Raw genomic sequence first — 26,894 nt, 5'->3', positions numbered from 1 at the left:
CTACCGGGTGGATGGCAGACAAACATTGCCTAACCAACCGTGCGTCGCTTCACGCACATGTTTCAACCGGTTTTCACCGCGAAGCGTTACCGACGGCGTTTCCACACTCACCTGCACATCCGCCGGCAACGCTCCCATCAACGCTGCCAGTGGCAACTGCCCCTGCCCGGGCAATAACCGCCCTTCACGCGCCTCCTGGATAATCAATGCCTCAGCCGGCGCCGTGAGCGGCGCATCGCACAGTTGCACCGCTCGCAGGTAGCGCGGGTCGACTTCGGCAAGTGCCGCTACATCCCCGCCCGAACGGAACAGATGCAGCGCATCCACCAGTACCCCGCTGTTGCCCTGTCCAGCCATGTTCAACACGGCCAGCGCCTGCTGCAGGGTCGCCACCGGCCTCCAGCGCATGAACTCCAGGTCCACACGCAAGCGATACTCCTTGGCCATTTCACACAGTGCCGCGAAGTTGTGCGCAAGCCGCACACCGTTTTCATCATCCCCGGACACCGTAAGGCTGGTGGCACCCAGTTCGGCGCCTGCCGCCAGCAACGCTGCACAATTGCCAACCTGCACCTGCGGCGTCAGCGAGACGAACTCGATTTCGGCAACGCCTACACCCTCACCTGCCATCACAGCCTTCAGCTCACGTAGCGCCTGGCCACCAACCGCAAGCGGATACGCTTGCGCACCCGGCATCACCGGGTGCAGCCGCAACCCAACAGTGCTGAAACCGGCCCGGCCGGCTTCACGCACCAGCGCTTCAGGCGCAAGGTCCAGCGCTGTCAGGTGGGCAACCCCTAGCGGCTTCAATAAGTCGCCCTCCCGCCACTGAGGTCGAATACGAAGCCTGTGGTAAAGCTGCACTCCGGCCCGGCGATCCAGGCCACCATGTTGGCAATCTCCTCAGCCTTGAGGAAACGCCCCATAGGAATCTTGGCCTTGCTCGCCGTGATATGCTCCGCAGTCATCTCGGCCATCAACGGGGTTTCGACCATCGCAGGGGCGATGCAGTTGAGCGACACGCCATCCTGCGCCAGTTCCTTGGCCGCGGCCTTGGTGAAGGCGATGACCCCGGCCTTGGCAGCCGAGTAGCCGCTTATGTACTGCACGCCATCTTTGCCCGCCATCGATGCCACATTGACGATCCGCCCATAGCCGCGCTCGCGCATATGCGGGATGGCCGTTCGACAGCAGTAGAAGACACCGTTCAGATCGATGGCGATGACCTTGTCCCAGGCTTCTGGCGGGTATTCCCAGGACGGTACCACCGGCCCATTGATGCCAGCGTTGTTGATCAGGATGTCGACCTGCCCCACACGCGCCAGTACATCAGCGAATGCCGCCTCGACCGAGGCCAGCGAGGCGACATCCACAGCCTGGCGCAGGACTGGCTCGAAACCGTTGCCGACACTGTCCCAGCCATCCACCGCGAGGTCCCAGATCACCACGTGGGCACCGGCGGTGTGCAGCCGTTGGGCGATGGCCAGGCCGATGCCACGCATGCCGCCAGTGACGATTGCAGTTTGCCCTTGCAGGGGTTGGCTCATTGTTCAGCTCCTTTTTCAACACAGGGAATATCCGGTAGGCGACGCAGGTCACGCACCATGAACAGGTAACACAGCGCGCCAAGCGCGGTAATCGAGGACACGAACACCAGGGCCCAGACGAATGACCCCGTGGCCGTCACGATCAGGCCGATGGTCAACGGGGTAACGATGCCGGCGGCGTTGGCGAACAAGTTGAACAGCCCGCCACTGAGGCCCAGCAAGCCTTTGGGCGCGATGTCGGAAACGATCATCCAGGCCAGGGCCGACATACCCTGGGCGAAATAGGCAATACAAAAGCAAGGCCGGTGTACTCGGCAAAGGTGTAGATACCCGTCGCCCTGGCCCGCTCGCTTTGCGGGAACCAGGTCGCCACCACGCGGCTGTTGGTGGGGAAGCATGGCGCTTCTGTCACACCGACTAGAAAGCGCATGCCCAGCAAGGACAGAAACCCCTGGGCCAAGCCCTGCAGACCGGTGAACAGCGACCACAACGTCAGTGCCAACCAGTAGGTGAGCTTGGTGCCCAGCCGGTCGATCAATATGCCGCCGGGAATCTGCGCAGCAGCGTAGGTCCATGAGAACGCCGAGAAAATCACCCCCATCATCGCCGCATTAAGGCCAAGATCGGCGCTGATGCTTGGCGCGGCGATGCCCATGACGCTGCGGTCCAGGTAGTTGATCATGGTGCCGCCAGAGATCAGCGCCAGGATCATGAAACGGGTACGGGTACGTTGCTGCTGGCGCGCAGGCGTGTCGAACACTCCGGCACCGATAGGCTGATCAGCATTCATGACAATTGCTCTCTTGTTATTGGAATGGCAAATGCGCAGGCGTCAGGCAAACCCGAACAGGCGCTTGGGGGTATCCCACATGATGGTTCGCCGCTGCTGCGGGTCTGGCATCAGGCGTTCGGCCAACTTCAGCAAGGGGCCGTAATCCACCCGGGTGTGCTGGCGGATGAACGGCCAGTCCGAACCCCATACACAGGCTTGCGGGCCAAAGGCGTTGATCAACTCGTGCACGTAGGCGCTGCTCTGCTCATGCAGGGCAGCAACAGCGGCGAATTTCTGCATGCCCGAGAGCTTCACGCAGGCCCGCCCATGCCGGGCCAGCCTGAGCAATGCCTGAAAGCCGGCCTGTTGGGTACCGGCCGCCGCATCCGGGCGTCCGCAGTGGTCGATCAATACCCGCACCGCACTGCGCTCAATCAGGCCCAGCAGTTCGACGAGCTGGTCTTCGCACACCTGGATCTGGGCGAACAGGCCAAGTTCGGCAAGCTTGCCGAACAACGGCCCGACGTCTTGCAGGCTCGCCACCCCGTACATTGCCGGGTTGAAGGCCACGCCAACCACGCCCTGCTCACGCAGTGCGGCCAGTTGCTCAAGGCTGACGTGACGATCGACTACCGCGATGCCCTTGAAGCGCCCCTGACCGCTGGCCAAGGCATGCAGCAGGCAGCTGTTGTCAGTGTGGTAGCCACTGTTGGGCCCAACCAACAAGGCATGGCGCACGCCATAGGCATCCATCACCTGGTTGAACTGCTCCAGCGGCGCGACCTCCTGACCGGAGGGTGCGTAGGGCGCATCGGGGTGATAGGCGAAGCGTGCAGGGTCAAACAAATGGTTATGGCAATCGATCTTCGGTTCGTCAAAGATGTTCAAAGGCGGTTCCTTCAAGCGCCACTGCGCTTGCCTGCAGATCTTGTTATTGTTCGCCACCAATGGCGATTTGCCTGGGGTCACGATACTGCGGGCGTAGCGATAGCGCTCATACCCAGATGGCGCAGACCATAACCTAAGGTAATACTCATGCTTCCCGGCAAAGAAGGTAGCGATGCCAGTGCACTGGTATTCAAACTGCGGCACATGGAGGTGTTCCGGGCGGTCATGCTGACTGGCTCGATCAGCGCCGCCGCAAAGATGCTCTACGTCTCGCAGCCGGCGGTGAGCAAGCTCATCGGCTACATCGAGGGGCGTCTGGCCTACCGCCTGTTCGAGCGCATCAACAACCGCCTGGTACCCACTGCCGAGGCGCAGATCCTGTTCCGTGAGGTCGAGCGGGTGTACCAGGCAGCGCTGCAGGTCAATGAGTGCGCTCTGGCGCTGGCCACCGGCGCGCACCGCAAACTTCGGATCTCCTGCAGCGCCTCGTTGTCGACGGTGGTGATCCCGATCGCCCTGGCTCAGCTCAAGCGTGAGGCGCCTGCGCTGCAGATCGAATGGCAGACCTCGCTGATGGGCGAGATGCCCAACCAGATCCTGTCGAAGAAGGTCGACCTGTCGATCGCTGCCTTGCCGGTGGTACACGACCACCTGCATTCGCAGGCCTTCATGCGTGGCCGCATGGTCGCTGTAATGCCCGCAGATCACCCCCTGGCACAGCAGCCCTCACTGACTTTGCAGCAGCTGGAAGGCCACGCGCTGTTACTGTTCCGTCCGGACATGCCGTTCGGCAAGCTGCTGGCCGAGGAGATAGCGCGCCGCGGCCTGCACCTGGACTCGCTGTTGTCGTTCACCAATGCCAACGAAGCCGTGGCACTGGTCAAGCAAGGCATGGGCATCACCTTGATCGATGAGTTCGTGGCACAGGACAGCGGCCTGGCCGTGGTGCGCCTGGCTGACGAAATTCACTTCGATATCAGCTTCGTCCATTCGCGTTTTGAACCGCCGTCGCAGGCGGCGCTGCACCTGATGCGCGTGCTGCATGGCCAGGCGCTCAAGCTGGGGCGGCAGATACCCGGGTTCGAGTTGCCCAGCATGTGAAGCCGGCGGGTCTTGATTTACCTTGGCTGCCAGATTGGATCCGCAGGCTGGAAAACGCTAACCTTGCACCGCCGCGCAGCGCTTGACGGTGCGCAGGCCTACCCATGCACTCAGGAGATTCACCGACATGAACGTCTCATTCCAGCCCCGCTGGCTGCTCGCCCTCGCCCTGCCCCTTGTTCTCGCCGCCTGTGGCGACAGTGAACCCAAGCAACGTGCCGCCTTCAGCGAATTCCTGCAGACCCGTATCGTCGACAAGCCAGGCGTTCATGTGCCCAAGCTGAGCGCAGACGAAACCAAGGCTTTTGGCCCCTACAGCGATCACTATGCAGTCATCACCCAGTTCAACGGCGCGATGGATGCCGCCGTGCAACCTCTGGGTAACCTGCTGCAAAAAGGCGCGGTTCGCTCGCTCAATGATGTCACTGCCCGCCGTGACGACATAAAGGCAGTGCAGACCGGCCTGAACGACATGGGCACCCAATTGCAGGAGCAAAAGGCCAAGGCGGACACCGCCCATGCCCAGCTCAAGCAGCCGGAAGACCTCAAGGTGGTTTACGACAAGGCCTTTGAGCGCACCGTCAGCGTCCCGGCCGACACCTTCCTGGACGTGCTGCCGCAAATCAACGGCACCCTGGACAGCAGCCTGAAGGTGGCCGACTACGTGGATGCGCACAAGGAAAAGATAGAAATCAACGGGGCCATCGTGAAGGTGTCCGACCCGACCGTTCAGGCTGAGTTGAATGCCTTGCTGGCGGACCTGAACAACCAGGCCAAGACCGTGCAGCAGGCCCAGGCAAGGCTGAAGACGGTGATGCTCGGGCGTTAGTCGGCTGTGATTCAGGCGGCGGGTGAGGGTTTGCTCACACCCGCTAGCGACCGGCCTGCACCGCGTCAGACGCAACCTTCGGCCAGCACCTGAGCCCGGGTGATGACATTGCCGAAGTGATGCTTCCACAACTCGATGCCCAGTTTCCCTGAGCGATCCAGGGAAGACCCCACCGTCAGGTCAGTGATCAGCGTCGGCATCAGCCCCGCGTCGAACAGGGCAAAGCCGGCGGCAAGCACGCACGTCTCGGTCTGCAACCCGCAGACCAATACCCGATCCACGCCCAGCCCCCTGATGTACTCGATGGTCTCGGCGGTTTGCCTGTAACCGTGCTTGACAAAGACCTTGTCGGCCTCGACCAGGCTCTCGTCTTCTGCTGCAGGGTGCCAGCCAAGCTGCCGCTCGAACGGGGTGACCTGTTCATCGTGCAACTGGACCGAGGCAACGGTCGGGATCGTCGCAGACAACGCACGCACACCATCGACCAGCCACTCGGGCGGGCTGAAGGTGGACTGTATATCGACGATGAGTAAAACCTGCCGCATGACTGTCTCCGGGACGCTGGCAAAGGCACGGAGTATATCGTTCCTGGCGGCCGATGACGCCCTTGGGTCAGCACCCAGCGTTGCACCCGAATGACTTAAGTTGCGGTTTTCCAGAACTTTTTCCTGTTTACGGGTCTATGTGAACAGGCAGATGAAGATTGCTGGCTCCCTCAGGGTTTGCCCGCGACGCCATGGCCCAACGTCCCAATGTCTATCAGAGGTTGTCTTCGCTCATGAAAATCCATGTCCCACGGATAGTGCTCCTGGGCCTGTTCGCGTTCGCGGCAATGGGCTCGGCATCTGCAACACCGGCGAAGGCATCAATGCCGCTACCCGCAACCAAGGCCACCGCTTCTCAGGCCCACATCGAGGGCGCCAACAGCCCTTGGCCAAGCCTGGCGAGCGTAGCGGCCGCACAATCCGCTACGCTGCTGGCCCATGATGACCGTTACCGGCGCGACGGCCACTGGCACGACCGTAGAGACGACTGGCGTCGTGACCAATGGCGCCGCGACCAATGGCGCCGCGAGCAGGCGCGCCGTGAAGCCGAACGCCGCCGCGACTGGCAGCGCCGTCATGAGCGGGCCATGCACCACCGTTACGAAGCCGATCACCACTACTATCGCCGCTGATTTTCGTTGGAATCAAAGCCTCAGGGCCTTTCGCACCGCGTGGTCCCCAGTACTACGCCTTGAGATTTGAGGTTTCTCAACAGTTCATGCCCCAAGGCTTCAATGGCGCCGGGTTCGATGCCGGCACACGCTGCCAACCCTGCCAGGTGTTCACGCCCGCTCAATTGCCGATCCTGCAATGACACCAGCAGCGCATGGGCCAGCGGCGCAAGGCGCGAGAAACGCACCTGGTGGTCTGCGCCGCGGCAGGCCAACAGAAGGGTCGGCGTTGTCGGCACCTGCGGTGGAATACGCCCAGGGCCGATATGGCTGACCGGCCACGCATAGGCCAGTGGTACAGCAAGGCACGACAATAGCGGCACGCCTTGAAGCAGGTCACCGTCAGGGTCATGCACCAGCTCTGTGCCGTCACTGAGCATCAGCAACGTCTCGATCCATTCGTAATGGGCCAGTTCGGCCACCCATCCCGGCTGGTCGGTACGCTTGTGCAAGTACTCGACCAGTTCACCAGCCACTTCGGTGAACAGCGGCGTCTGGCAGCGATGGTTGGCGTAGAAGCTTTCAATCAGCGCCAGCCACCGCTCAGGCCCCAGGCTGGCATGTAGCACCGGAAAGCTGCCGGCCAGCAACGACTGCATATTGCCGAAGAACAGCTGCCGATACACCGCCAGGCGCCGCGCCTCGATGCCCGGCAGCGGTGGGCTGGCCTGCGGGTCGCGGATGAAGCTGGCCATCCGCATCTGCTGCTCGCGCAAGGTTTCAGCCATGGCGCACCTGCGGCGCGCGCGCAGTAGTTTGCAGATCGCGAATGTACTCCACCTCAACCAGCAACTCCGCCAGTGGCGGGAGGTTGAAATCGCGCTCCAGCAGGGTCGGTACCGCCCCCAGGTGCTGATACGCGCGTGCCAGCAGGCACCACACATCCTCCTTCACACTCGCACCGTGTGTGTCGATTTTCAGGTCCGGTGCTTCATCGTAGTGCCCGGCCACGTGCAGGCATACCACCCGCTCGGCCGGCACGCGGGCCAGGAAATCGGCAGCCTCATAGCGGTGGTTGCAGGCATTGACGATCATGTTGTTGATGTCCAGCAACAGGTCGCAGCCGGCTTCTTCGAGCACCGCGCAGAGGAACTCGATTTCACTCATGGCCTGGTAGGGGGCGGCATAGTAGGAAATGTTTTCCACCGCGATGCGCCGGCCGAGCGCATCTTGCACCTGTTGGATGCGCTCAGCGGTATGGCGTACGGCTTCGTCGGTGAAAGGCATAGGAATCAGGTCGTAGAGATGACCGTCATCAGTGCAGTAGCTCAGGTGCTCGCTGAACAGGGGCACGCGATAACGGTCGAGAAAATCGCGGATCTGCCGTAGAAAAGCGCGATCCAGAGGCTCAGGGCCACCCAACGACAGCGACAGGCCGTGGCAGGCCAGTGGGAAGCGTTCGGCCAGGCGCTCCAGGCCATTGCCAAAGCTACCACCTACACCAATCCAGTTGTCAGGGGCACATTCTAGAAAGTCCACGGCGCCCGGGGCCATGGCCAGCAACTCAGGCAGTAGCGCACGCCGCAGACCAAGGCCCGCGCCTTGAAGGGAAAGGGAAGTGCTCATGGCGTCTCCTTGAAGCAGGCACCCTCCCCGGCCAGTTGGCGCAGGGAGCATGCCGCGGGTGGTCAGTTCTTTGCCTGGCTCAGTTTGCTGTACAGGTCGGACGGGAACGGGTTGCCGTTGGCGTCGAACTGATGCTTGCGGAACTGGTACACCTCACCTTCGGACAGGTAGCCATCCTGGTTGGCATCGATGGTCGCGAATTCAGCCTTGGCATCCGGCGCCACGGCCAGCAGTTCGGCGCGCGATACGCGGCCATCGTGGTCGGTATCGGTGCGGGCGAACGAGGCATCGCCGCACTTGCCTTCACCGCATTTGCCTTCGGCCTGGGTGGCCTTGGCAGCGCTGCCACCACACTTGCCCTCACCACATTTGCCTTCGGCCTGGGTGGCTTTGGCCTTGGCACCGCTGGCACCGCACTTGCCCTCGCCGCATTTGCCCTCGCCGGTCTTTTCGGCAGCAGCGAGCTGGTAGCCCTGCGGCAGTGCTTCGACAGCAAAGGCCGATGCGGTCAGGTTGATGCCGCCTACCAGTGCGATGCTGAGCAGGCCAAGGCGGGTCTTGTTGGGGAACTGGATACGGGACATGGTGCTTCTCCGGATAGGTGCGCGGCCAGGCCGCATGGTCATGCCTCAAGGGCGATTGCGCCAGAACTACAGGCCGTCGGCCTGTTCATTCGGGTTGGCTCATTGGGCCTGAGGCATGTATCCGTGACGTATCGGCAGAACGAGGCATTTGTAAGCCAGTGGCTTGGCAACGCGCCTTGATACAGAGTGATACACAGGTAACACCTGCTGCTGCGCTAGCAGACGGGAATAAAACCTGAACGTTTGCCGAAAACCTCCAGTCGCAGGGATTAGACGCACTTGATTGCGCGAATGCATTCCTGACCGTGAGGTTTTCCCATGAGCACCAACTCCCAACAGGGTGTCGATGGGCATCCCATCAGCCTGACACTCAACGGCGAACGCACGTCGTTACACGTCCAGCCATGGACGACCCTGCTCGATCTGCTGCGTGAGCAACTCGATCTGATCGGCAGCAAAAAAGGTTGTGACCATGGCCAGTGCGGCGCCTGCACGGTGCTGCGCGACGGCAAGCGGATCAATGCCTGCCTGACCCTTGCCGTGATGTGCGACGGCGCCGACCTGGTCACGGTCGAGGGGCTGGCCCAAGGCGAGCAACTGCACCCCATGCAGCGTGCCTTTATCACCCATGATGCTTTCCAGTGCGGCTATTGCACACCGGGTCAGATCTGTTCTGCAGTCGGGCTGGCCCATGAAGGTCGCGCCGTTACCCGTGAAGCCATTCGCGAACATATGAGCGGCAATCTGTGCCGCTGCGGCGCCTACAGCAACATCATTGCTGCGGTCGAAGAGGCATTGCCGCTGATGCAGGCTGCTGCCGAGCCGCAGGGAGGGCCGAATCCATGACCCCTTTCAGCTACTACAGGCCTGCATCGGTCAGTGAAGCGGTAACCATGGCGGACGAATCCGCCCGGTTTATTGCCGGCGGCACCAATCTGGTCGATCTGATGAAGGAGAACGTGGTTCGCCCACAGCGCTTGATCGACATAACCGCCCTGGACCTGCACGGCATCGAGCCCACCGCCAACGGCGGCGTTTTGATTGGCGCATTGGTCAGCAACGCCGACCTTGCCTGGAATGCTGTGATCGAACAGCACTACCCGTTGCTGTCCCAAGCCATCCTTGCGGGCGCATCACCGCAGTTGCGCAACATGGCAACCACCGGCGGCAACTTGCTGCAGCGTACGCGCTGCTATTACTTCTATGACACCGGCACCCCCTGTAACAAACGTGAGCCAGGAAGCGGTTGCCCTGCCCGCTCGGGTCTCAATCGCAGCCACGCCATCCTGGGCGCCAGCGATGCCTGTGTCGCCACCCACCCTTCGGACATGTGTGTGGCACTGGCCGCACTCGATGCCGTTGTCCACGTGCAAGGCCGAGCGGGAACGAGGCAGATATCCTTTGCCGAGTTTCATCGCTTGCCGGGCGACACACCACAACATGACAACCAGCTGTCAGCCGATGAGCTGATTACCGCGATAGAACTGCCACCTGCTGAGTTTGCGCAGCACGCCCACTACCTGAAGATTCGTGACCGTGCCTCGTACGCGTTTGCACTGGTATCGGTCGCTGCCGCGCTGAAGCTCGATGGCGACGTCATCCAGGAAGCCCGGGTGGCCCTGGGAGGCGTAGCGCACAAGCCTTGGCGAGACAAGGCTGTGGAGAAGACCTTGCAAGGTCAAAGGGTTTCCCACGCTCTCTTCGAGCGCGCTGCCCAGGCATGGCTGCAGGCGGCAAAACCGCTGAGCCACAACGCTTTCAAAGTGGAACTCGCCAAACGTGCGATCGTCCGTGCGCTCAGTGAAGCCGCAGGCGACGCCAGCATTCAGAGGACGACGCCATGACCCAGACGACCAATGTGGTGGGCAAACCCCTGGACCGCGTGGATGGCATTGCCAAGGTGACTGGCAAGGCGCGGTACGCCGGTGAGTACCCCGAAGCAGGGCTGCTTCACGCCAGTGTGGTATCGAGCACCATCGCCCGCGGTCGGGTGCGCTCCATCGACGCTAGCGAGGCACTGCAGTTACCCGGCGTGGTCTCGGTGCTGCACCACGCCAATCGCCCACGCATTTCCAGCTATGACGACGACTACAGTGATGCCGACTCGGCCGAAGGCTCCCCGTTCCGGCCGCTATTCAACGACCGTGTACTGTATAGCGGGCAACCGTTGGCACTGGTGGTCGCCGAGAGCCTTGAGTTGGCACGCCATGCCGGCGCCCTGGTGCGCATCGACTACAGCGAAGAGCCGCACCAGACCGACCTGTACGCGGTGCTCGACCAGACGCACCCGGCACCCGCTGAAACGCCAGAGCCTCGCGGTGATTTCCCAAGGCACTACGCACAAGCCGCAGTACGTGTAGATGCCACCTACGACACGCCCATCGAGCATCACAACCCGATGGAGCCCCACGCGTCGACCGTTTTCTACAAAGCTGGGGACTTACTGGAAATTCATGACAAGACCCAGGGTACCCAGAACTGTCAGGACTACCTGCACAAGGTGTTCGGCCTGCCCAAACAGAACATCAGGGTGCTCGCCGCTTTTGTCGGCGGTGCCTTTGGCTCCGGGCTGCGGCCGCAATACCAGTTGCCATTGGCAGTCATGGCAGCCCTGCACCTGAAACGTTCGGTGCGCCTTACCCTTACACGCCAGCAGATGTTCACCTTCGGCTACCGCCCCCGTACGCAGCAGCGGCTGCGCCTGGGTGCGGCGGCGGATGGCAAGCTGCTGGCGATTGCCCACGACGCGCTCGGCCAGACATCGCGCTTCGAAGACTTCACCGAACACCTGGTGGAGTGGAGCGGCATGCTCTACCACTGCGACAACGTTGCGCTCAATTATCGCCTTGCGCCGCTCGACGTCTATACCCCGCTGGACATGCGTGCGCCGGGTGCCGCGTCCGGCGTGCTCGCCCTGGAGTGCGCGATGGATGAATTGGCATGCGCAGCGAACCTCGACCCCCTCCAATTGCGTCGACGCAATTTTGCCAGCCACAATGGCAACGACGGCAAGCCCTATTCCAGCAAAGAGCTGTTGGCCTGTTATGACCAGGGCGCCGCACGCTTTGGCTGGGGTAAACGCACCCCACAACCGCGCAGCATGCGTGACGGTAACCAATTGATCGGCTGGGGCGTGGCCGGCGGGGTCTGGGAAGCGCTGCAGATGAACGCCAGCGCCAAGGCCTGCTTCGACAACCGCGGGCACTTGACCGTCAGTAGCGCCACCACCGACATAGGTACCGGTACCTATACGGTGATGACCCAGATTGCTGCGGATGCTGCGGGGGTCTTGCCCGAGGAGGTGACCTTCCTGCTGGGCGACTCCTCACTGCCGACAGCGCCGTTGCAGGGCGGCTCTTTCACGGTGTCTTCAGTGGGTTCTGCAGTGCAGCAGGCCTGCCAGCTCCTGCGCACCAAGGTGCTGGAACTGGCGCGCCAGAATTTCCCCGACATAGCTGCGATACCGGTGGAGAATGTGACGTTCGCGCAAGGCTACCTGCAAGCGGGGAAACACCGTATTGCTATCGCCAGCATCGTCGCAGGAGCCAAGAACGGCGAGCTGCAGGTACAGATCGACGCCGAGCCCGGTGCCGGACGCACGCCATTCGCCACCGCTACCCATTCGGCCGTGTTCGTAGAGGTACACGTTGACGAAGACCTGGGTACGATCAAGGTCATGCGCGTGGTCAGCGCAGTAGCCGCCGGCCGTGTGGTCAACCCGAAAACCGCCCGTAGCCAGATCCTCGGGGGCGTGGTCTGGGGGGTGGGCATGGCGTTGCAGGAAGAGACGCAAACCGATCATGAACTCGGTCGCATTCTCAACCACAACCTGGCCGAGTACCACATCCCGGTGCATGCCGATATCACTGACATCGAGGTGATGTTCGTGGAAGAGCACGACGACATCGTCAATGACCTGGGCTCCAAGGGTGTAGGCGAGATCGGCGTCGTAGGGGTCGCGGCGGCGGTTGCCAATGCCGTTTACCATGCTACTGGCAAACGCGTTAGAGCGTTTCCGATAACGCTGGACAAAGTGCTGTAGCAGCGGGCGAGGTTCTCGGGATCGGGCGCCGCACAGGCGGCGCTCAAGTCAAGGGTAGCGAAGAATTCCAGGTATACCTCCACCCCGCCTGAACATCAGAGTTTAAAGCGAACGTGAATGGTGCTTTTATCTGTGCCCCCATCAATCGAGATCGCTGAGCTTCCATAGCCTGAATAACTTCTGACAAGCCGCATGCCAAGGCCCGTTCCGCTGGGTTTGGGATAGTTCGCGGGAAAACCGTCACCCTCGTCGGTGACGGTGATCAACGCGTGGTCACCTGCATCCCGCACGCTGACCTCGATGGTGCCTTTGCCGTATTTCAAGGCATTGGTGATCAGCTCAGAAATGACCAGGCCCAACGGCGCCATTCTTGCTGGCAGCAGGGTGAACGCGTCAGCGTCCAGGACGATCTTCCGGTCGGCCAGTGCCCTGCCCAGGTCACCGAGCAAGGCACCGAGGTAGTCGCAGGCAAGCACCTCTTGATCGGCCGTCTGATAGAGCCGTTCATGCACGCTGGCAATGGTCACAACCCGACCCGCTGCCGTTTCCAGTTGCAGCTTGACTCCGGCATCCGGCGTCAGGTTCGCCTGCAATAGCAACAGGGTGTTCACCAGATGCAAGCTGTTCTTGACGCGGTGATGAATCTCTTCGAGATGCAGGTCGTTCTTGTTGAGCCTGGAGTTCTGTGCATCGATCAGCGACAGCAACTGAGCCTCGTAATGGTGCCGTTCGGTGATGTCTCTGGATACTGCAATGAGTTTTTCGACCTGCCCATCGGCGCTCAACACGGGGGCAACGGAGACATCCCACCATTTAGGCGCCTGCTGACCGGTAGGGCAGAACCCCTCAAAGCGGGTCGACTCGCCTCTGGCGACTCTTTCCAGAGCCTCCCGGGCGACCGGGCCCGACTCGGCAGGCCAAAGCTGCAACCATGGCAGCCCTTTGACCTCGGCCAAGTCGGCGATGTGCATCAACGCCAGCCCGGCCTCGTTCATGAACTCGATGTGACCGCTGCGGGACAACACGTACACACAATCCGGGCTGGCGTTGAGCATGCTTTCCGAATAGGGGTCGGCCAGCTGAGCATCATCACCAGCGGTCAACCGCTCAACCGCCATGGAGATAACGTTGGATATCCCTTCCAGGAACACCAGATCACTTTCGATGAAGTCCTCACCATCGCTACTGTCTGCCTCAAGTACCCCAAACGGCACCAATGCGCCCCTGATAGGTACGTTGATGGCACGCTCAATACCATACTTTTTCAGTAACTCTGGTGTTCTGAAGCGCTGTTCCTGGCCCAGGTGATTCGAAATCACAGGCCGATAGGTTTGAATGGCAAACCCGGCAGGGCTGGCCTCGTCGGCCCCCACTGTCGCATGGCCGATATCGGACTCATCCCACCCCACCCCATGCGACAGCAGAAACCTGTCGCTATCGGGAATCGGCATGAGGACCTTGGCGAATCGGGTGCGCATGCCTTCGGCCACCAGCGCGCAAGCCTGATCGAGGACGTCATCCAGGTTGGTGGATTTAAGCGACATGACCGCGTACTCGACCACCAGCTCGTGCTGCCTGTGCAGCCGGGCTTGGGATTTCCTGAGTGCGGCACGAATGGTCTCATCAGGGGGCAGTTGCTGCATCAATAATATTCCAGGGCGCTGAGAAATGCCGTTCTAAGGTTAGCCTTTGCAGAAACGGCCGTAGGCTACATCAGATCTGGTGTAACACCGCTGATCGCTTCGATGCAACTACCAACGTTTATGTATACATGCCCCTTGCCTGCGCTTTGATCATGCAAGCTGGATATAAACCGAATAACTGCCCAGCAATACCCAGAACGCAAGGAAGATCCAAGGCGTACGCAGCGAAAAAAGCAAGGACTTGCGATGCCCTGCACGAGAGGTTTCCGCCTCGCAAAAAAGCGGAGATTCGTCATAGGCCAGCCCCATCATGGGCTCACTTAGCAGTAGATGGCTTTGTTTGAGCTGCCAGTGATCAATGATCCGATAGGCCGCGCGAATGCCAGGCCAGGCATTGAGCGTACTCATCACGCCCAGCAAGGCGAGAAAGGCAGGCACCAGGAGGGTGAACATCTCACCCCAGCTCTGGTTCAAGTTGCCCATGGACGACACGAAAGCGATGACCAGAAAAGACTGGGCGGCCAGATAGGCATCGGTGCGGTTGGCCAAGATGGTGGTTTCGTACTGAATTTCCCTGCGGTAAAAGTCTAGCCGCTCCTTCGGCGAACCGAACATCCTCGCATTGTGTTCATCGATCTCGTGTTCAGGGGTGGTAGGGGTGATGATTCGAGGCACGTGGCAACTCCTGGCATTCACTGAGCCATACCCCGGATGGCGGTAGGCGCGTCAGAGGTAGAGCAGTGCGGGCAACGAAAATTCAGTCACCATCACCAGGCCAACCGTCCGTCGTTCGAACACGGGATCCAGCCCAACAAACCCTTGTCACATCATTCGAACAGGTATGAGCCTTCCAACTGCAGGAGCTTGCACCATGCGTGACTACCCTACCCCTCCGTTTCCCTCCCAGCCGCAAAGCGTCCCGGGTTCACAGCGCAAGATGGAGCCCACCCCTGACTGTGGCGAGCACACCTACACCGGCAACGGTCGACTCAACGGAAAAGTAGCGCTGATCACCGGCGCCGACAGCGGGATCGGGCGTGCAGTCGCCATCGCATACGCCCGCGAAGGCGCAGACATTGCCCTTGCCTATCTTGATGAACACGAAGATGCGCAGGAAACCGCCGGTTGGGTCCACGCTGCTGGCCGGCAATGCCTGCTGCTGCCTGGGGATCTGGCCCGGAAACAGCACTGCTACGACATCGTTGACAAGACCGTGGAGCAGTTTGGTCGTATCGACATTCTGATCAATAACGCGGCCTTTCAAATGGCGCACGACAGCCTCGATGATATCGACGATGACGAATGGGTAATGACATTCGACGTCAACATCACGGCCATATTCCGCATTTGCCAGCGGGCGCTGCCATCGATGCCCAAAGGCAGTTCGATCATCAACACCAGCTCGGTCAATTCCGATGACCCATCGCCCAAACTGCTGGCCTATGCCACTACCAAGGGTGCCATCGCCAACTTCACCGCCGGGCTGGCCCAATTGCTGGGAGACAAAGGGATTCGGGTCAACAGTGTGGCACCAGGCCCGATCTGGACTCCGCTGATCCCTGCCACCATGCCCGATGAGGCAGTGAAGAACTTCGGGGCGAGCTATCCGATGGGCCGGCCGGGCCAACCGGTTGAGGTAGCTCCGATCTACGTCTTGCTCGGCTCCGATGAGGCCAGCTACATCTCTGGCTCGCGCTATGCCGTTACGGGCGGCAAACCCATTCTTTGACCCGCAAGGCCGTGATCCCCAACCGCAATGAGGTGCAACATGAACGCAATCGATCTGCTGATTCAAGACCACAAACTGGTTAAAAAGCTGCTGGACGAACTGTCTTCAACCACCGAACGGGCTGTCAAGAAGCGTGCCGAACTCCTGCATCGTATCGAACAGGAGTTGCAGATCCACACCGCGCTTGAAGAAGAGATCCTTTACCCGGCCATCAAACAAGCCGGGGGCAAGGAAGAAGCGAAGATGTACTACGAGGCAAAAGAGGAACACCGCACGGTCGATGCGCTGGTGTTGCCGGACCTGCTGCACACCGAAACCGGCACGCTCGAATTCGCAGGCCGCGTCAAAGTGATGAAAGAGTTGCTTGAACACCATATCGAAGAGGAGGAAGACGAGTTGTTTCCCACGGCGAAAAAGCTGTTGAGCAAAGATCTGCTGGAAGAAATGGGCCAAGCCATGGAAGCGCAAAAAAAGATGCTCAAGGGTGAGCAGCGTGCCGCCTGAATTCAAAGCAGCAAAGCAAAAGGCGTGAAATGCTGCTGGCAGACGCTGCAGGGTGCCGCGGGCAGGATCATGACCCCATGCTCCTGCTCTGGCCTCAACGTTTACCTAGCATTCTCGCCAAGAGGAACGTTGCCACCACGGCCAGCACCACTGCGCCAGTAATGGACGGTACCGTACCCAGCGGCTCGATCGAGCTTTTCACGGCGAGGTAGAAGCCCAATACCCCCACAGCGCCAATGGCATTGCCACGCACGATCGCACCCAGCTCCTGATGGCCACCCTGAACATGGGCGAACACCGCCAGAGGCCAGGCAATCACCGGGATTGGTGCTAGCAGGCCGCTAGCCACCGGCCCAAGCCATTGGGCACTGGCAGTGATCGCCACCAACAACAGGGTTGCCGTGAGCATGCGCATGGGGATCACCCAGCGAGGCAGCGGCACAACCTTCGCTGCACCGACCTGCGCATTGTTCGAGGTAAGGATGATGATCAGCGTTAGCAGGAGCAACGTCACGCCGACTGACACCGCCACCATGCCCAAGCGACTCATCACAAAGGCTGTGGCCGCGTAAACCGCCACGCCCGTGATGCAGCCGATAAAAGCGGACACATGCCGGGTCACCAGGTAGTAGAACAGATAGGTTGCCTGTACGGCGGCCAACCCTGCCAAAGCGCCAGGCACCGCCTGCAACGCAAAACCAGGCCCCTGTTCGAGGCTGAGAAACAACATGACCAGGGCCGAGGTGACCGGCAATCCGGAGAGCAGCCCGCCGATCTGGGTGCCCCAGCGCCTGGCCGCCAGCGAGATGGCCAGCATGAGGGTCGGGGTGATCAGGAACTTGAGGTAGAAGGCAGTCATTGAGGGCAGCATCAGTTTCAAAAGACAGGAGTGGGCTTATCGTGCCTGGCAGGCGGCAGACAAGCGCCCAATGCTAATGGAACCGCTGAGGCTTTACTCAGATTATTAGCGCCCGCTGATAAAGTAGAACGTCGCAAGCCCTGCAGCGGTCATCAGTAGCGAACCAGAGACATGCAGCGCGATGGAACCCAGCGCCCACAAAATACGCCCCTCCTGAATAAGCGACACGACCTCCGCGGAAAATGTGGAGAACGTGGTCAATCCGCCGCAAAAACCGGTGATCAGCAGCAGGCGCCATTCGGGGCTGAGCGACGGCGATGCGGAGAAAAATGCGATGGCCAGGCCAATGATGTAGCCACCAATGAGGTTGGCCAACAGCGTACCTGGCGGCACGGCGGGGAACAGTGCATTGAGCTTCATGCCCAGGCCCCAGCGGAGCCAGGCACCGACCATGGCACCAAGCCCAATAGCCAATAGTGACTTCAACATACAGCATCGCGCTCCGGGCAAAGAGCTGGCAGGCTCTCGGTATCGGCATCAGCCGCCAGCTTGAGCCGATCGGCCTTGCAGATGTATTTGGGCTTGTTTCGCGGTGCCAGTTTGGCGGCGGCCTTTTTCTGATGCGCTTGCAGCAACTGTTTGATTTTCTTGCGACGGTTCATGGTGCAACTCGGTACGGGGTTGATCAGGTAAGCCACATCATAAGTGATGTATCCACGCCCTGGGCGCGCGGATGAATCACTCGTTGCCCTGGCGCTTGGCGTTTTTCTTGACGATGGCCTTCATCCGCGTCGCAGCACGCTGCACGGTGGCCATCTTCTCCGGGCGTTTCATGCCGCGCCACTTGCGGATTTCCTCACGGGTTCGGCCACAGCTCACGCACAGCTCGCTGTTGAGCTGGCAAAGCGAGACGCAGGGGTTTTCGATGTCTTTGGCCATGGGCTGCTCCGGTCATGGCCGCGAATGATAGCGCAAGGCGGCCTGATCCGGTGCAGGCACAAAGCCGCAGGGCGGCACACACCCACCTGCGACCGGGGCCGTACAACCGGACCTCAAGCCGCTGCGGCCCTGTCGGTATCGCTGCTGACCTCGAACTGCCCGACCAGCTTCTGCAGCTTGCTGGCATTGGCCTTCACCGTCTCGGCACTGCTCTGCAGCACCACCGCCGTCTGGCGCATTTCACTGGAAGACTGGTTGACCTGCTCAATGGTCTTGCCATAAGCCAGGCTGCGCTGGTTGAGCTGCTGAATGATCTGGAACATGCTCTCTACCGCCTGGTGCAACTGTACGTTCTCCGACGAGGCATCTTCGGCCAGGCGCAAACTGTCATCGACATTATGTACCCCCTCCTCCATGAAGCTGACGGCTTGCTGGGTTTCATTCTGCAGGCCTTCGACCATGTGCCGGATGTCGTCGGCGGCGCGCGCCGTGCGCGAAGCCAGGCTGCGCACTTCGTCGGCCACCACCGCAAACCCTCGGCCATGCTCGCCCGCGCGGGCGGCCTCGATGGCGGCATTGAGGGCCAGCAGGTTGGTCTGGTTGGTGATGTCGCTGATCAGCCCGCTGATGTTGCCGATCTGCGCCATCCTGCTGTCGAGCAACTGCACACTGGAAGCAGAACGCGCTACCACATCCCGAATCGACTGGGTGCCGGCCTGCACCGCCAGGTACTGCTCGCGGGCACGGCTGACCACCTCGTCCATGGCCTGCTTCATCTGCTCTGCGCTGACCGAAGCCTGCTGCAGTTCGCCCAGTTGCTCCTCCATGATGATCATCATCTGGTGCACCGCCTCGGCCACTTCGCTGGAGGTGACGCTCGCTTCGTGGCTGCGCCCGAGCATCATCTGATTGGTGGCGCCCACCGTGCGGCTGGCCTTGACCACTTGGCCCACCACCGAGTCCAGGCGGTCGATGAAGCTGTTGATCCAGCGCGCCATGTCGCCACTTTCATCGTTGGCCATGGTCGTGGTGTCCAGGCGTTGGCGCAGGTTGCCCTCGCCCTCGGCGATGGTGCGCAGTACATCGGTCATGCCATTGAACCTGGCTGCCAGCCGCCGGGGCCCCAGCGCACTGAAAAGCAGTGTGGCAGCCAGCATGCTCACGGCCAGCAGCGCATCGTTGATGCCTTGCGCCAAGCCCGCGTAGTGCTGCACCAGGAAGTTGCAACCAAACAGGCCGGCCATGATCGCGATGTACGGCTTCATCAACCCGTAGCTGAGTGAGCGTCGCCGGTAGACCTCCTCCAGATCGGCTTCGCACATCATGCCCCACCGGTCCGGCGAGCCCGGCAACTGGAATGTGACACCTTTGCCCACCACTGGCACATGGCGATAGTCCGAATAGCCAGGGTAAGTCACGAACAGGTTGGCGCCCTGGCGGATGGTTTCCCGAACGCCTGGATGAAGCTCACGGGTGGCAGGGTCGGTAAAGCGCAGCTCAAGCTCGGTATGGCGCTGGACCTGCACGGTGCTCCATGGCGTATGCACCCCGCTCTTGAGGTTTTCCCCGTGGGTGAAAGTGCCGTCCTCGAAACGCGAGCGCGACAAGGCGGTACCCGGTTTGATAGCAGGGTCGAAATGCGATTGCGCCATGAACAGGTAATTGTCACCGGACTCGGCATAGATATGCCCGGCCTCGCGCTGGATCAGGTCGCCCAATACGTCATTGGGCACCCGACCGCAGAGGCATCCGTAGACCTTCCCTTGCGCTTTGAGCGGCTGATAGAACATCAGTGTCACTTCGTCGTGAAACCGCGACGACGAGGGGCCGATCTGCAAGGTCAGCGGATCACTGTAGGGGCCGTGCAAAAACGGCGCCTTCAACCCTTGGGCCAAGGCGCCCAGTTGCTCGATGCGTTGGCCGTTACTGCGTTGGGCCCAACTCGACAACACAACCGTGCCACTGGTGTCGATGATGAACAGTTCCGAGAAGTCGTTCGCTTGGGCCAGCTTGTCCAGCAATGGCGCGCGGTCGACGTGAGCCAGAGCCGGGCCAAGGTTTTCAGCAAGTTCCGCCAGGTGTTCCCACTGTTCTCTCGCCCAGCTGTGCAGCAACTGCATGCGCGTCTGGGCAATGGCTTCGAAAGTCTGCTCGATGACCGGATAAGTCGATCGGTTGAGCCCGCAGGACCAGCGCATGCTGAGCTTGCTGGTTTTTCCGAACCACGGCAGCCAACGCTTCTCACCCGATGACAACTGCATGGAACCACTTGAAAGCGACATTATCTTCACCATAAGCGACATCACAATGGCAAAGTGATAGCAAATAATACGCCAACTCGTATGCAAGCTAATGATTAGGCAGGTAGCCATGCCCTCGGTACGCCATCTTCGCACCAATGACGGGCAGAAATTGCCACCCGCGCCAATATGGGTCGCCCGCCACAGGACCTGATCTCATTCACCGCCAGTACTGCGTGTCATCGACAATCTGTTCATGCCCTGCAAATAGCGCCGGCAGCTGCTCCTTGAGATAGTCGATCCAGGTCCGCACCTTGGCATCCAGATAGTGCCGCGACGGGTACATGGCATACAGCGCACACTCACGCAGACGGTAAGGCGCCAGCAAACGCCGCAAGCGCCCCTGCTCGATCGCCTGGCTGGCCGTATAGAACGGCAACAGCCCGATGCCCATGCCCAGTTCACTGGCCACCAGCATCGCGTCGGCAACGTTGGTCAGGAAGCTGTCGCGGGGCGCGATCACGCAATGGTCCAGCCCCTGCGGGAACACCCAGTCGCCCTCATACATCGGGTACGCCATGCGCAGGCAGCGATGCTCATGCAGGTCTTCAGGCCGCTCGGGCACGCCATGGACCTCCAGGTAACTGGGCGCGGCGCAGGGGATGCTGAAGATGGTGCCCAGCGGCACAGCGATCAATTGCGAGTCGGGCAAGGCTTCGTCCACGGTGATCACCACATCGTGCCCTTCGGCCAGCGGGTCGGGGTTGCGCTGGGACAGGGTCAGCTCCACCACCACCTCCGGGCATAGTGCGTTGTAGCCGGCCACCAGCGGCATCAGCAACAGGCCAAGGCCGTGCGGGCAATGCAGCCGTAGCCGGCCGCGGGGGGTCAGGTGCGCGCCGCGCGCCTCGCCCACCGCCTCTTCGGTCAACAGCAGGATCTGCCGCGAGCGCTCCAGAAACCGCTCGCCGGCCTCGCTCATGCGCAAGCGCCGGGTGGTGCGGTGCAGCAGGCGCGTCTGCAGCTGGTTCTCTAGCTCGGCGACGATCCGCGACACCTGCGCGGCAGAAATGTCCAGGGCATTGGCAGCCGCGGCGAAGCTGCCGCACTCCACTACCCGGGTGAAGGTACGCATGGCGTGCAGCATGTCCACGGGGCTCAGCTCCTTGTTCGTTCTTATTCGTACGTTCCAGGCAGGAATCTATCACGACTTAGCCCATTTATTGTGCACAGCCAAACAATACATCATTGGTAAAACATTGAAGAAAGGAGCCTGCCATGAACATCAAACGCTCGATCGCGCTGCTTGCGCTCTCTGCCACCTTCGCCTCGTTCGGCGCCGTGGCCGCCCCAGGCGCCGCCCAGCCGGCCGCCAACGACAGCACCAACTACGAATACGGCATGCCGCTGGATGTAGCAAAAGTGGTGTCGATCTCCCCGGCCAGCAACATTGCCGATTGCCAGGTGGGCACTGCGCACATGGTTTACATCGACCACCAAGGCCAGACCCACGAGGTCAACTACCGGGAAATGGGTAACTGCTCGCAGCAGTGATTCAGGCCAGCACCTGGGTGATCCAGCCAACCTGCCTGGCAAAGTCCTGCAGTTTGTGTGGCGCGATCGCATCCCGGGCACGTTCGAAGTTGGCCAGGGTCTGCTGCTTCTGACGCAGCATGCGCTGCCACTTGGTGACAAACGCCGGGCTTTTCTCCCGCATCAGCACCGGGCCAAAATACAGCTCTTCGGCGCTATAGACGACCGCCTCGCCCGGCTCGGCAACGATGATCTCGTAGTCGAAACGGTTCTCGCGCAACACCTCTTCGCAGACAATCCGGTAGCTGTTGGCCATCAGCCAGGCCCGTAGCTCACCCTCCCCCCCATTGGGCTGCAGGATCAGGCGCTCGCTGCCGCTCAGGCGCGCCTTGCCCCGCTCCAGGATTTCGCACATGGTGTCGCCGCCCATGCCGCAGATACTCACCGCCGAGATGCGGTCTTGCGCCTGGATCGCCTCCAGGCCATCGGCCAGGCGGATGGTGATGCGTTCCTGCAGGCCGTTGCGGCGCACATTGCGCTGGGCCGAAGCATACGGCGTTTGCGCCACTTCGCCGGCCACACCTGCTTCGATCGCGCCACGCAGCGCCAGCGCCACCGGCAGGTAGCCGTGGTCCGAGCCGATATCGGCCAGGCGCGCGCCCTGCGGTACATGCGCCGCCACACGCTCCAGGCGCATCGACAATGTCTGTTCGTTCAACTCAAGCCCCTTGCTCAACAATCGGCGCGATTCTGACCGCCGGGGCGCGCTATTACAATGCGTGCGGGCCAAGCGGTGCCCGGTGGCTCGACCCCTGCGCCATGCTCGCGTAGGCTTGCGGCTTTCCTTCCGTCGCAAGGCAAAACACTTTATGGCCAACATCATCTTCACCCCGGATTCCGATGCCGAGTCCATTTCTTCCGACGTCGCCGAGTTCAACGGCGTGCTGGTGACCACCCAGATTCCAGCCGATCTGGACGGCGATATCGTGCAGCAGAGCGAAAGCACCCTGCAGGCACTGAAAGAGGCCTTGGAAAAGGCCGGCAGCGGCATGGACCGGGTCATGCACCTGACCATCTACCTCACTGACATGGCCGACCGCGCCGCCTTCAACGAGGTGTACCAGCGTTTCTTCAGCAAGCCGTGGCCGGTGCGTGCTGCCGTGGGCGTGGCGGCGCTGGCGTACCCGCAAATGCGTGTCGAAGTGACCGCGATGGCGGCCAAGGGCTGACATAGCGGTTGCCTCACCGCCAGGGGCTGCAAAGCGGCCCCAACCCAAGCAGGACGCAGTACCGGCAAAACACCTCTGGGCAGCCAAAGCATGCCACCCGCCCATTTCCCCGCTACAATGCCGCCCTACTGTGACAGCCCGAACCTATAACGACATGTCCCTTCCAAAGAATCACCTGGAACTGCTCAGCCCTGCCCGTGACGTGGCCATCGCCCGTGAAGCGATCCTGCACGGCGCTGACGCCATCTACATCGGTGGCCCGAGCTTTGGCGCCCGCCACAACGCCTGCAACGAAGTGGGCGAAATCGCCGAGCTGGTAGAGTTCGCCCGGCGCTATCACGCCCGCGTGTTCACCACCATCAACACCATCCTGCACGACAACGAGCTGGAACCAGCGCGCAAGCTTATCCATCAGCTGTACGACGCTGGCGTCGATGCGCTGATCGTGCAGGACCTGGGGGTGATGGAACTGGACATCCCGCCGATCGAGCTGCATGCCAGCACCCAGACCGACATCCGTACCCTGGAACGGGCCAAGTTCCTCGACCAGGCCGGCTTCTCCCAGCTGGTACTGGCCCGTGAACTGAACCTGCAGCAGATCCGCGCCATCGCCGCCGAAACCGACGCGGCCATCGAGTTCTTCATCCACGGTGCACTGTGCGTGGCCTTCTCCGGCCAGTGCAACATTTCCCACGCCCAGACCGGCCGCAGCGCCAACCGTGGCGACTGCTCGCAGGCCTGCCGCCTGCCGTACACCCTCAAGGACGACCAGGGCCGTGTGGTGGCGTTCGAGAAGCACCTGCTGTCGATGAAGGACAACAACCAGACCGCCAACCTGCGCGACCTGGTCGATGCCGGCGTGCGCTCGTTCAAGATCGAAGGCCGCTACAAGGACATGGGCTATGTGAAGAACATCACCGCCCACTACCGCAAAGAACTCGACGCCATTCTCGAAGACCGCCCGGCCCTGGCCCGCGCCTCCAGCGGCCGCACCGAGCACTTCTTCGTGCCCGACCCTGACAAGACCTTCCACCGCGGCAGCACCGACTACTTCGTCACCGACCGCAAGGTGGACATCGGCGCGTTCGACTCACCAACCTTCACCGGCCTGCCGGTAGGTGTGGTGGAAAAAGTCGGCAAGCGTGACCTGCAGGTGGTCACCGAAGTGCCGCTGACCAACGGCGACGGCCTCAACGTGCTGGTCAAGCGTGACGTGGTGGGCTTCCGGGCCAACATCGCCGAGCCGCGCGGCGAGTTCGAAGAAGACGGCCACAAGCGCTACCGCTACCGGGTCGAACCCAACGAGATGCCCGAGGGCCTGCACAAGCTGCGGCCCAACCACCCGCTGTCGCGCAACCTGGACCATAACTGGCAGCAGGCCCTGCAGCGCACCTCGGCCGAGCGCCGTGTAGGTGTGGAGTGGCACGCCGTGCTCACCGAGCAGCGCCTGATGCTCAGCGTCTGCAGTGAGGAAGGCGTCAGCGTGCAGGTCGCCCTGGATGGCCCGTTCGGCGCAGCCAACAAGCCGCAGCAGGCCCTGGACCAGTTGCACGATCTGCTCGGCCAGCTGGGTACCACGATGTACCACGCCAATGCCATCGTGCTGGACGCACCGCAGGCGTACTTCATCCCCAACTCGCAGCTCAAGGCCCTGCGCCGCGAAGCCATCGAGGCGCTGACCGAGGCACGCATCAAGGCCCACCCGCGTGGCGGGCGCAAGGCCGAGACCACGCCGCCGCCGGTATACCCGGAGTCGCACCTGTCGTTCCTGGCCAACGTCTACAACCAGAAGGCCCGCGACTTCTACCACCGCCACGGCGTGCAATTGATCGATGCGGCGTACGAAGCGCACGAGGAGCACGGCGAAGTGCCGGTGATGATCACCAAGCACTGCCTGCGTTTCTCGTTCAACCTGTGCCCCAAACAGGCCAAGGGTGTGACCGGCGTGCGCACCAAGGTGGCGCCGATGCAGCTGATCCAGGGCGATGAAGTGCTGACCCTGAAGTTCGACTGCAAGCCTTGCGAAATGCACGTGGTCGGCAAGATGAAGAGCCACATCATCGACCTGCCGACACCCGGCAGTGCGGTGGCGCAGGTGGTCGGGCACATCAGCCCGGAAGACCTGCTCAAGACCATCCCGCGGGCACCGCACTGAGCGTGACACGCCCCTGTGCCGGCCTGTAGGAGCGGCCCTTTCCGACCGGTCCGGCGCCCCGGCAAGGCCGCTCCTACAACAACCGCGAGACCTGGGCAGCGGCCGCCTTTACACCATCACAAAATCCCCAGCCCCCGCGCCGTCCGGTCCACGGCAATGCGCGTCTTGTCCACCAGCTCATCGAGCTCGCCATGCGTGGCCACCAGCGCCGGCGCCATGATCATCCGCCCCAGCGTGGAACGAATGATCACACCTTCCTCGAAGCCGTACGTGCGGCACTGCCAGGCCAGGTCGTTCTCGTTGGCGTAACGCTTGCGGCTGCCCTTGTCCTCGGCGAACTGCAACGCCGCCACCAGCCCCGCGCCTTGCACCTGGCCAATCAACGGGTGGTTGGCAAATACCTCACGCAGGATACGCTGCAGATACGGGCCGGTATCGTCCTTGACCTGGCGCACGATGCCTTCGTCGCGCAGCGCCTTGAGGTTGGCGATGGCCACTGCGGCCGCTACCGGGTGCCCGGAATACGTCAGGCCGTGGGCGAACACCCCGCCACGCTCCACCAGCGCCTCGGCGATGCGCTTGCTCAGCACCAGGCCACCCATGGGTACATAACCCGACGTCAGGCCTTTGGCGATGGACAGGGTGTCAGGCTCAAAGCCGAAGTACTCGTGGGCGAACCATTCACCGGTACGGCCAAAGCCACCGATCACCTCGTCGGCGCACAACAGCACATCGTACTGGCGGCAGATGCGCTGGATTTCCGGCCAATAGCTTTCCGGCGGGAAGATCATGCCGCCCGCGCCCTGGAACGGCTCGGCCACAAAGCCTGCGACATTCTCTGCGCCCAGCTCGAGGATTTTCTCTTCCAGCTGCAAGGCGCAGCGGCGGCCGAACTCGGCCGGCGTCAGCTCGCCACCCTCGGCGTACCAGTACGGCTCATCGATGTGTGCCACGTCCGGAATCAGCCCGCCCATCTCGTGCATGAACTTCATGCCCCCTAGCGCTGTGGCGGCCAGGGTCGAGCCGTGGTAGCCGTTCCAGCGGCCGATCATGACCTTCTTGTTCGGCTGGCCGACCACCTGCCAGTAACGGCGCACGGTGCGGATCAACACCTCGTTGGCCTCGGAGCCGGAGTTGGTGTAGATCGCGTGGCTGTAGTGCCCGGGCAGCAAGCTGAATAGCAGTTCGGACAGCTCGATCACCGCCGGGTGGGTGGTGTGGAAGAACATGTTGTAGTACGCCAGCTGGTCCATCTGCGCGGCGGCGGCGGCGGTCAGGTCCTTGCGCCCGTAACCCAGCTGGGTGCACCACAGGCCGGACATGCCGTCCAGGTAGCGCCTGCCGTCGTTGTCCCACAGATACAGTCGTTCGCCGCGGGTGATCACCCGTGGGCCTTCGGCGTTGAGCGCCTTCTGGTCAAGGAAAGCGTGGATGTGGTGGGCCGCGTCGCTGGCCTGGTAGTCGCGGGTGTCGCGTTGCGGCTGGAAGGGGGCGTTCATTGTTGTTCTCCGTGAGTGA

General features: G+C 61.7%; 28 protein-coding genes and 1 pseudogene. 11 read left to right on the top strand and 18 right to left on the bottom strand.

The window, feature by feature from the left end:
* From ACW4TB_RS07645 to ACW4TB_RS07630, 4 genes and pseudogenes are all read right to left on the bottom strand, one after another.
* Complete coding sequence (locus tag ACW4TB_RS07645; protein WP_279931157.1) at positions 1–810, bottom strand: sugar phosphate isomerase/epimerase family protein; 810 nt, start codon at positions 808–810, stop codon at positions 1–3.
* On the bottom strand, positions 807–1,547 hold the full coding sequence (locus ACW4TB_RS07640; RefSeq protein WP_279931155.1) for an SDR family NAD(P)-dependent oxidoreductase: 741 nt from the start codon (positions 1,545–1,547) through the stop codon (positions 807–809). The genes ACW4TB_RS07645 and ACW4TB_RS07640 overlap by 4 nt, the downstream gene beginning before the upstream one ends.
* Positions 1,544–2,337: pseudogene (locus tag ACW4TB_RS07635) on the bottom strand (MFS transporter). Before ACW4TB_RS07635 ends, ACW4TB_RS07640 begins: the two are co-directional and overlap by 4 nt.
* A 42-nt stretch (positions 2,338–2,379) precedes the next feature.
* Entirely contained in the window at positions 2,380–3,207 is an 828-nt protein-coding gene (locus tag ACW4TB_RS07630; protein WP_012314696.1) for an amidohydrolase family protein, read from the bottom strand.
* 147 nt (positions 3,208–3,354) lie between these two features.
* Here ACW4TB_RS07630 and ACW4TB_RS07625 point away from each other — a divergent pair, with 147 nt between their 5' ends.
* Together ACW4TB_RS07625 and ACW4TB_RS07620 are read left to right on the top strand one after the other, a co-directional pair.
* Positions 3,355–4,308, top strand: a complete 954-nt coding sequence (locus ACW4TB_RS07625; RefSeq protein ID WP_279931152.1) for a LysR family transcriptional regulator — start codon at positions 3,355–3,357, stop codon at positions 4,306–4,308.
* Positions 4,309–4,435: 127 nt separating this feature from the next.
* The gene (locus ACW4TB_RS07620; protein ID WP_012314698.1) at positions 4,436–5,137 is read left to right on the top strand and encodes a DUF3053 domain-containing protein; all 702 of its coding nucleotides are present in this window, start codon (positions 4,436–4,438) and stop codon (positions 5,135–5,137) included.
* 65 nt (positions 5,138–5,202) lie between these two features.
* Here ACW4TB_RS07620 and ACW4TB_RS07615 read toward each other — a convergent pair whose 3' ends face one another.
* Positions 5,203–5,682: an isochorismatase family protein gene (locus ACW4TB_RS07615; RefSeq protein ID WP_012314699.1), complete on the bottom strand. Its 480-nt coding sequence runs from the start codon at positions 5,680–5,682 to the stop codon at positions 5,203–5,205.
* Between the two features lie 323 nt (positions 5,683–6,005).
* On the opposite strand from ACW4TB_RS07615, the gene ACW4TB_RS07610 reads away from it, so the two are divergent.
* On the top strand, positions 6,006–6,314 hold the full coding sequence (locus ACW4TB_RS07610) for a hypothetical protein (RefSeq protein ID WP_233100401.1): 309 nt from the start codon (positions 6,006–6,008) through the stop codon (positions 6,312–6,314).
* A 20-nt stretch (positions 6,315–6,334) separates the two neighbouring features.
* Here the strand turns inward: ACW4TB_RS07610 and ACW4TB_RS07605 are convergent, their stop codons facing one another.
* The 3 genes from ACW4TB_RS07605 to ACW4TB_RS07595 all read right to left on the bottom strand — a co-directional run bounded on the left by ACW4TB_RS07605 (position 6,335) and on the right by ACW4TB_RS07595 (position 8,503).
* Positions 6,335–7,081 (bottom strand): HvfC family RiPP maturation protein, encoded by a 747-nt coding sequence (locus ACW4TB_RS07605; protein ID WP_012314701.1) that lies wholly within the window; start codon positions 7,079–7,081, stop codon positions 6,335–6,337.
* Positions 7,074–7,919, bottom strand: coding sequence for an HvfB family MNIO-type RiPP peptide maturase (locus ACW4TB_RS07600; protein ID WP_279931148.1), 846 nt, complete (start codon positions 7,917–7,919; stop codon positions 7,074–7,076). The genes ACW4TB_RS07605 and ACW4TB_RS07600 overlap by 8 nt, the downstream gene beginning before the upstream one ends.
* A 62-nt stretch (positions 7,920–7,981) precedes the next feature.
* On the bottom strand, positions 7,982–8,503 hold the full coding sequence (locus ACW4TB_RS07595; RefSeq protein ID WP_279931146.1) for an HvfA family oxazolone/thioamide-modified RiPP metallophore: 522 nt from the start codon (positions 8,501–8,503) through the stop codon (positions 7,982–7,984).
* Between the two features lie 318 nt (positions 8,504–8,821).
* On the opposite strand from ACW4TB_RS07595, the gene ACW4TB_RS07590 reads away from it, so the two are divergent.
* Genes ACW4TB_RS07590 through ACW4TB_RS07580 form a run of 3 tightly spaced genes read left to right on the top strand, consistent with a single transcriptional unit; the run spans position 8,822 to position 12,545 of the window.
* Positions 8,822–9,349: a (2Fe-2S)-binding protein gene (locus ACW4TB_RS07590; protein WP_012314704.1), complete on the top strand. Its 528-nt coding sequence runs from the start codon at positions 8,822–8,824 to the stop codon at positions 9,347–9,349.
* Positions 9,346–10,347 (top strand): FAD binding domain-containing protein, encoded by a 1,002-nt coding sequence (locus ACW4TB_RS07585; RefSeq protein WP_279931142.1) that lies wholly within the window; start codon positions 9,346–9,348, stop codon positions 10,345–10,347. Before ACW4TB_RS07590 ends, ACW4TB_RS07585 begins: the two co-directional genes overlap by 4 nt.
* Positions 10,344–12,545 carry a xanthine dehydrogenase family protein molybdopterin-binding subunit gene (locus tag ACW4TB_RS07580; protein WP_279931140.1) on the top strand — a complete coding sequence of 734 codons (2,202 nt, stop codon included), beginning with the start codon at positions 10,344–10,346 and terminating at the stop codon, positions 12,543–12,545. Before ACW4TB_RS07585 ends, ACW4TB_RS07580 begins: the two co-directional genes overlap by 4 nt.
* A 95-nt stretch (positions 12,546–12,640) precedes the next feature.
* Here the strand turns inward: ACW4TB_RS07580 and ACW4TB_RS07575 are convergent, their stop codons facing one another.
* On the bottom strand, positions 12,641–14,188 hold the full coding sequence (locus ACW4TB_RS07575; protein ID WP_279931138.1) for a sensor histidine kinase: 1,548 nt from the start codon (positions 14,186–14,188) through the stop codon (positions 12,641–12,643).
* A 150-nt stretch (positions 14,189–14,338) separates the two neighbouring features.
* Complete coding sequence (locus ACW4TB_RS07570) at positions 14,339–14,803, bottom strand: hypothetical protein (RefSeq protein WP_455842935.1); 465 nt, start codon at positions 14,801–14,803, stop codon at positions 14,339–14,341.
* 256 nt (positions 14,804–15,059) lie between these two features.
* On the opposite strand from ACW4TB_RS07570, the gene ACW4TB_RS07565 reads away from it, so the two are divergent.
* Positions 15,060–15,917: an SDR family oxidoreductase gene (locus tag ACW4TB_RS07565; RefSeq protein ID WP_254465876.1), complete on the top strand. Its 858-nt coding sequence runs from the start codon at positions 15,060–15,062 to the stop codon at positions 15,915–15,917.
* A gap of 39 nt (positions 15,918–15,956) precedes the next feature.
* Entirely contained in the window at positions 15,957–16,421 is a 465-nt protein-coding gene (locus ACW4TB_RS07560; protein ID WP_046786038.1) for a hemerythrin domain-containing protein, read from the top strand.
* 94 nt (positions 16,422–16,515) lie between these two features.
* Here ACW4TB_RS07560 and ACW4TB_RS07555 read toward each other — a convergent pair whose 3' ends face one another.
* The 6 genes from ACW4TB_RS07555 to ACW4TB_RS07530 form a co-directional block, all read right to left on the bottom strand.
* Positions 16,516–17,280, bottom strand: coding sequence for a hypothetical protein (locus ACW4TB_RS07555; RefSeq protein ID WP_279931134.1), 765 nt, complete (start codon positions 17,278–17,280; stop codon positions 16,516–16,518).
* A 105-nt stretch (positions 17,281–17,385) separates the two neighbouring features.
* A complete protein-coding gene (gene crcB, locus ACW4TB_RS07550) occupies positions 17,386–17,769 on the bottom strand; it encodes a fluoride efflux transporter CrcB (RefSeq protein WP_012314712.1) in 384 nt (127 codons plus the stop codon).
* Positions 17,763–17,942, bottom strand: coding sequence for a DUF2986 domain-containing protein (locus ACW4TB_RS07545; RefSeq protein ID WP_012314713.1), 180 nt, complete (start codon positions 17,940–17,942; stop codon positions 17,763–17,765). The genes crcB and ACW4TB_RS07545 overlap by 7 nt, the downstream gene beginning before the upstream one ends.
* 76 nt (positions 17,943–18,018) lie before the next feature.
* The gene (locus ACW4TB_RS07540) at positions 18,019–18,219 is read right to left on the bottom strand and encodes a DUF1289 domain-containing protein (RefSeq protein WP_012314714.1); all 201 of its coding nucleotides are present in this window, start codon (positions 18,217–18,219) and stop codon (positions 18,019–18,021) included.
* 113 nt (positions 18,220–18,332) lie between these two features.
* Positions 18,333–20,501: a methyl-accepting chemotaxis protein gene (locus ACW4TB_RS07535; RefSeq protein ID WP_279931130.1), complete on the bottom strand. Its 2,169-nt coding sequence runs from the start codon at positions 20,499–20,501 to the stop codon at positions 18,333–18,335.
* 178 nt (positions 20,502–20,679) lie between these two features.
* Positions 20,680–21,606 carry a LysR family transcriptional regulator gene (locus ACW4TB_RS07530; RefSeq protein WP_455842949.1) on the bottom strand — a complete coding sequence of 309 codons (927 nt, stop codon included), beginning with the start codon at positions 21,604–21,606 and terminating at the stop codon, positions 20,680–20,682.
* A 131-nt stretch (positions 21,607–21,737) separates the two neighbouring features.
* Between ACW4TB_RS07530 and ACW4TB_RS07525 the strand changes: the two genes are divergently transcribed.
* Entirely contained in the window at positions 21,738–22,013 is a 276-nt protein-coding gene (locus ACW4TB_RS07525; RefSeq protein ID WP_455842934.1) for a DUF2790 domain-containing protein, read from the top strand.
* Position 22,014: 1 nt separating this feature from the next.
* On the opposite strand, the gene ACW4TB_RS07520 is transcribed toward ACW4TB_RS07525, so the two are convergent.
* Entirely contained in the window at positions 22,015–22,710 is a 696-nt protein-coding gene (locus tag ACW4TB_RS07520; protein ID WP_012314718.1) for a tRNA (adenine(22)-N(1))-methyltransferase, read from the bottom strand.
* Between the two features lie 151 nt (positions 22,711–22,861).
* On the opposite strand from ACW4TB_RS07520, the gene ACW4TB_RS07515 reads away from it, so the two are divergent.
* Positions 22,862–23,221 (top strand): RidA family protein, encoded by a 360-nt coding sequence (locus ACW4TB_RS07515; protein WP_012314719.1) that lies wholly within the window; start codon positions 22,862–22,864, stop codon positions 23,219–23,221.
* 154 nt (positions 23,222–23,375) lie between these two features.
* Positions 23,376–25,376 (top strand): peptidase U32 family protein, encoded by a 2,001-nt coding sequence (locus tag ACW4TB_RS07510; protein ID WP_279931125.1) that lies wholly within the window; start codon positions 23,376–23,378, stop codon positions 25,374–25,376.
* A gap of 116 nt (positions 25,377–25,492) precedes the next feature.
* On the opposite strand, the gene ACW4TB_RS07505 is transcribed toward ACW4TB_RS07510, so the two are convergent.
* A complete protein-coding gene (locus ACW4TB_RS07505; protein WP_012314721.1) occupies positions 25,493–26,875 on the bottom strand; it encodes an aspartate aminotransferase family protein in 1,383 nt (460 codons plus the stop codon).
* Positions 26,876–26,894 lie beyond the last annotated feature (19 nt).

Source organism: Lelliottia jeotgali, assembly GCF_977070485.1.
The sequence above is the reverse complement of the archived record's forward strand: the minus strand, read 5'-3'. Positions and strand labels throughout refer to the sequence as shown.

What these genes read in the sequence shown, in the direction of transcription:
- ACW4TB_RS07640 (WP_279931155.1), bottom strand. Translation starts at nt 1,547, where the DNA reads ATGAGCCAACCCCTGCAAGGGCAAACTGCAATCGTCACTGGCGGCATG.
- ACW4TB_RS07625 (WP_279931152.1), top strand. Translation starts at nt 3,355, where the DNA reads ATGCTTCCCGGCAAAGAAGGTAGCGATGCCAGTGCACTGGTATTCAAA.
- ACW4TB_RS07620 (WP_012314698.1), top strand. Translation starts at nt 4,436, where the DNA reads ATGAACGTCTCATTCCAGCCCCGCTGGCTGCTCGCCCTCGCCCTGCCC.
- ACW4TB_RS07615 (WP_012314699.1), bottom strand. Translation starts at nt 5,682, where the DNA reads ATGCGGCAGGTTTTACTCATCGTCGATATACAGTCCACCTTCAGCCCG.
- ACW4TB_RS07610 (WP_233100401.1), top strand. Translation starts at nt 6,006, where the DNA reads ATGCCGCTACCCGCAACCAAGGCCACCGCTTCTCAGGCCCACATCGAG.
- ACW4TB_RS07605 (WP_012314701.1), bottom strand. Translation starts at nt 7,081, where the DNA reads ATGGCTGAAACCTTGCGCGAGCAGCAGATGCGGATGGCCAGCTTCATC.
- ACW4TB_RS07600 (WP_279931148.1), bottom strand. Translation starts at nt 7,919, where the DNA reads ATGAGCACTTCCCTTTCCCTTCAAGGCGCGGGCCTTGGTCTGCGGCGT.
- ACW4TB_RS07595 (WP_279931146.1), bottom strand. Translation starts at nt 8,503, where the DNA reads ATGTCCCGTATCCAGTTCCCCAACAAGACCCGCCTTGGCCTGCTCAGC.
- ACW4TB_RS07590 (WP_012314704.1), top strand. Translation starts at nt 8,822, where the DNA reads ATGAGCACCAACTCCCAACAGGGTGTCGATGGGCATCCCATCAGCCTG.
- ACW4TB_RS07585 (WP_279931142.1), top strand. Translation starts at nt 9,346, where the DNA reads ATGACCCCTTTCAGCTACTACAGGCCTGCATCGGTCAGTGAAGCGGTA.
- ACW4TB_RS07580 (WP_279931140.1), top strand. Translation starts at nt 10,344, where the DNA reads ATGACCCAGACGACCAATGTGGTGGGCAAACCCCTGGACCGCGTGGAT.
- ACW4TB_RS07575 (WP_279931138.1), bottom strand. Translation starts at nt 14,188, where the DNA reads ATGCAGCAACTGCCCCCTGATGAGACCATTCGTGCCGCACTCAGGAAA.
- ACW4TB_RS07570 (WP_455842935.1), bottom strand. Translation starts at nt 14,803, where the DNA reads ATGTTCGGTTCGCCGAAGGAGCGGCTAGACTTTTACCGCAGGGAAATT.
- ACW4TB_RS07565 (WP_254465876.1), top strand. Translation starts at nt 15,060, where the DNA reads ATGCGTGACTACCCTACCCCTCCGTTTCCCTCCCAGCCGCAAAGCGTC.
- ACW4TB_RS07560 (WP_046786038.1), top strand. Translation starts at nt 15,957, where the DNA reads ATGAACGCAATCGATCTGCTGATTCAAGACCACAAACTGGTTAAAAAG.
- ACW4TB_RS07555 (WP_279931134.1), bottom strand. Translation starts at nt 17,280, where the DNA reads ATGACTGCCTTCTACCTCAAGTTCCTGATCACCCCGACCCTCATGCTG.
- crcB (WP_012314712.1), bottom strand. Translation starts at nt 17,769, where the DNA reads ATGTTGAAGTCACTATTGGCTATTGGGCTTGGTGCCATGGTCGGTGCC.
- ACW4TB_RS07545 (WP_012314713.1), bottom strand. Translation starts at nt 17,942, where the DNA reads ATGAACCGTCGCAAGAAAATCAAACAGTTGCTGCAAGCGCATCAGAAA.
- ACW4TB_RS07540 (WP_012314714.1), bottom strand. Translation starts at nt 18,219, where the DNA reads ATGGCCAAAGACATCGAAAACCCCTGCGTCTCGCTTTGCCAGCTCAAC.
- ACW4TB_RS07535 (WP_279931130.1), bottom strand. Translation starts at nt 20,501, where the DNA reads ATGTCGCTTTCAAGTGGTTCCATGCAGTTGTCATCGGGTGAGAAGCGT.
- ACW4TB_RS07530 (WP_455842949.1), bottom strand. Translation starts at nt 21,606, where the DNA reads ATGCTGCACGCCATGCGTACCTTCACCCGGGTAGTGGAGTGCGGCAGC.
- ACW4TB_RS07525 (WP_455842934.1), top strand. Translation starts at nt 21,738, where the DNA reads ATGAACATCAAACGCTCGATCGCGCTGCTTGCGCTCTCTGCCACCTTC.
- ACW4TB_RS07515 (WP_012314719.1), top strand. Translation starts at nt 22,862, where the DNA reads ATGGCCAACATCATCTTCACCCCGGATTCCGATGCCGAGTCCATTTCT.
- ACW4TB_RS07510 (WP_279931125.1), top strand. Translation starts at nt 23,376, where the DNA reads ATGTCCCTTCCAAAGAATCACCTGGAACTGCTCAGCCCTGCCCGTGAC.
- ACW4TB_RS07505 (WP_012314721.1), bottom strand. Translation starts at nt 26,875, where the DNA reads ATGAACGCCCCCTTCCAGCCGCAACGCGACACCCGCGACTACCAGGCC.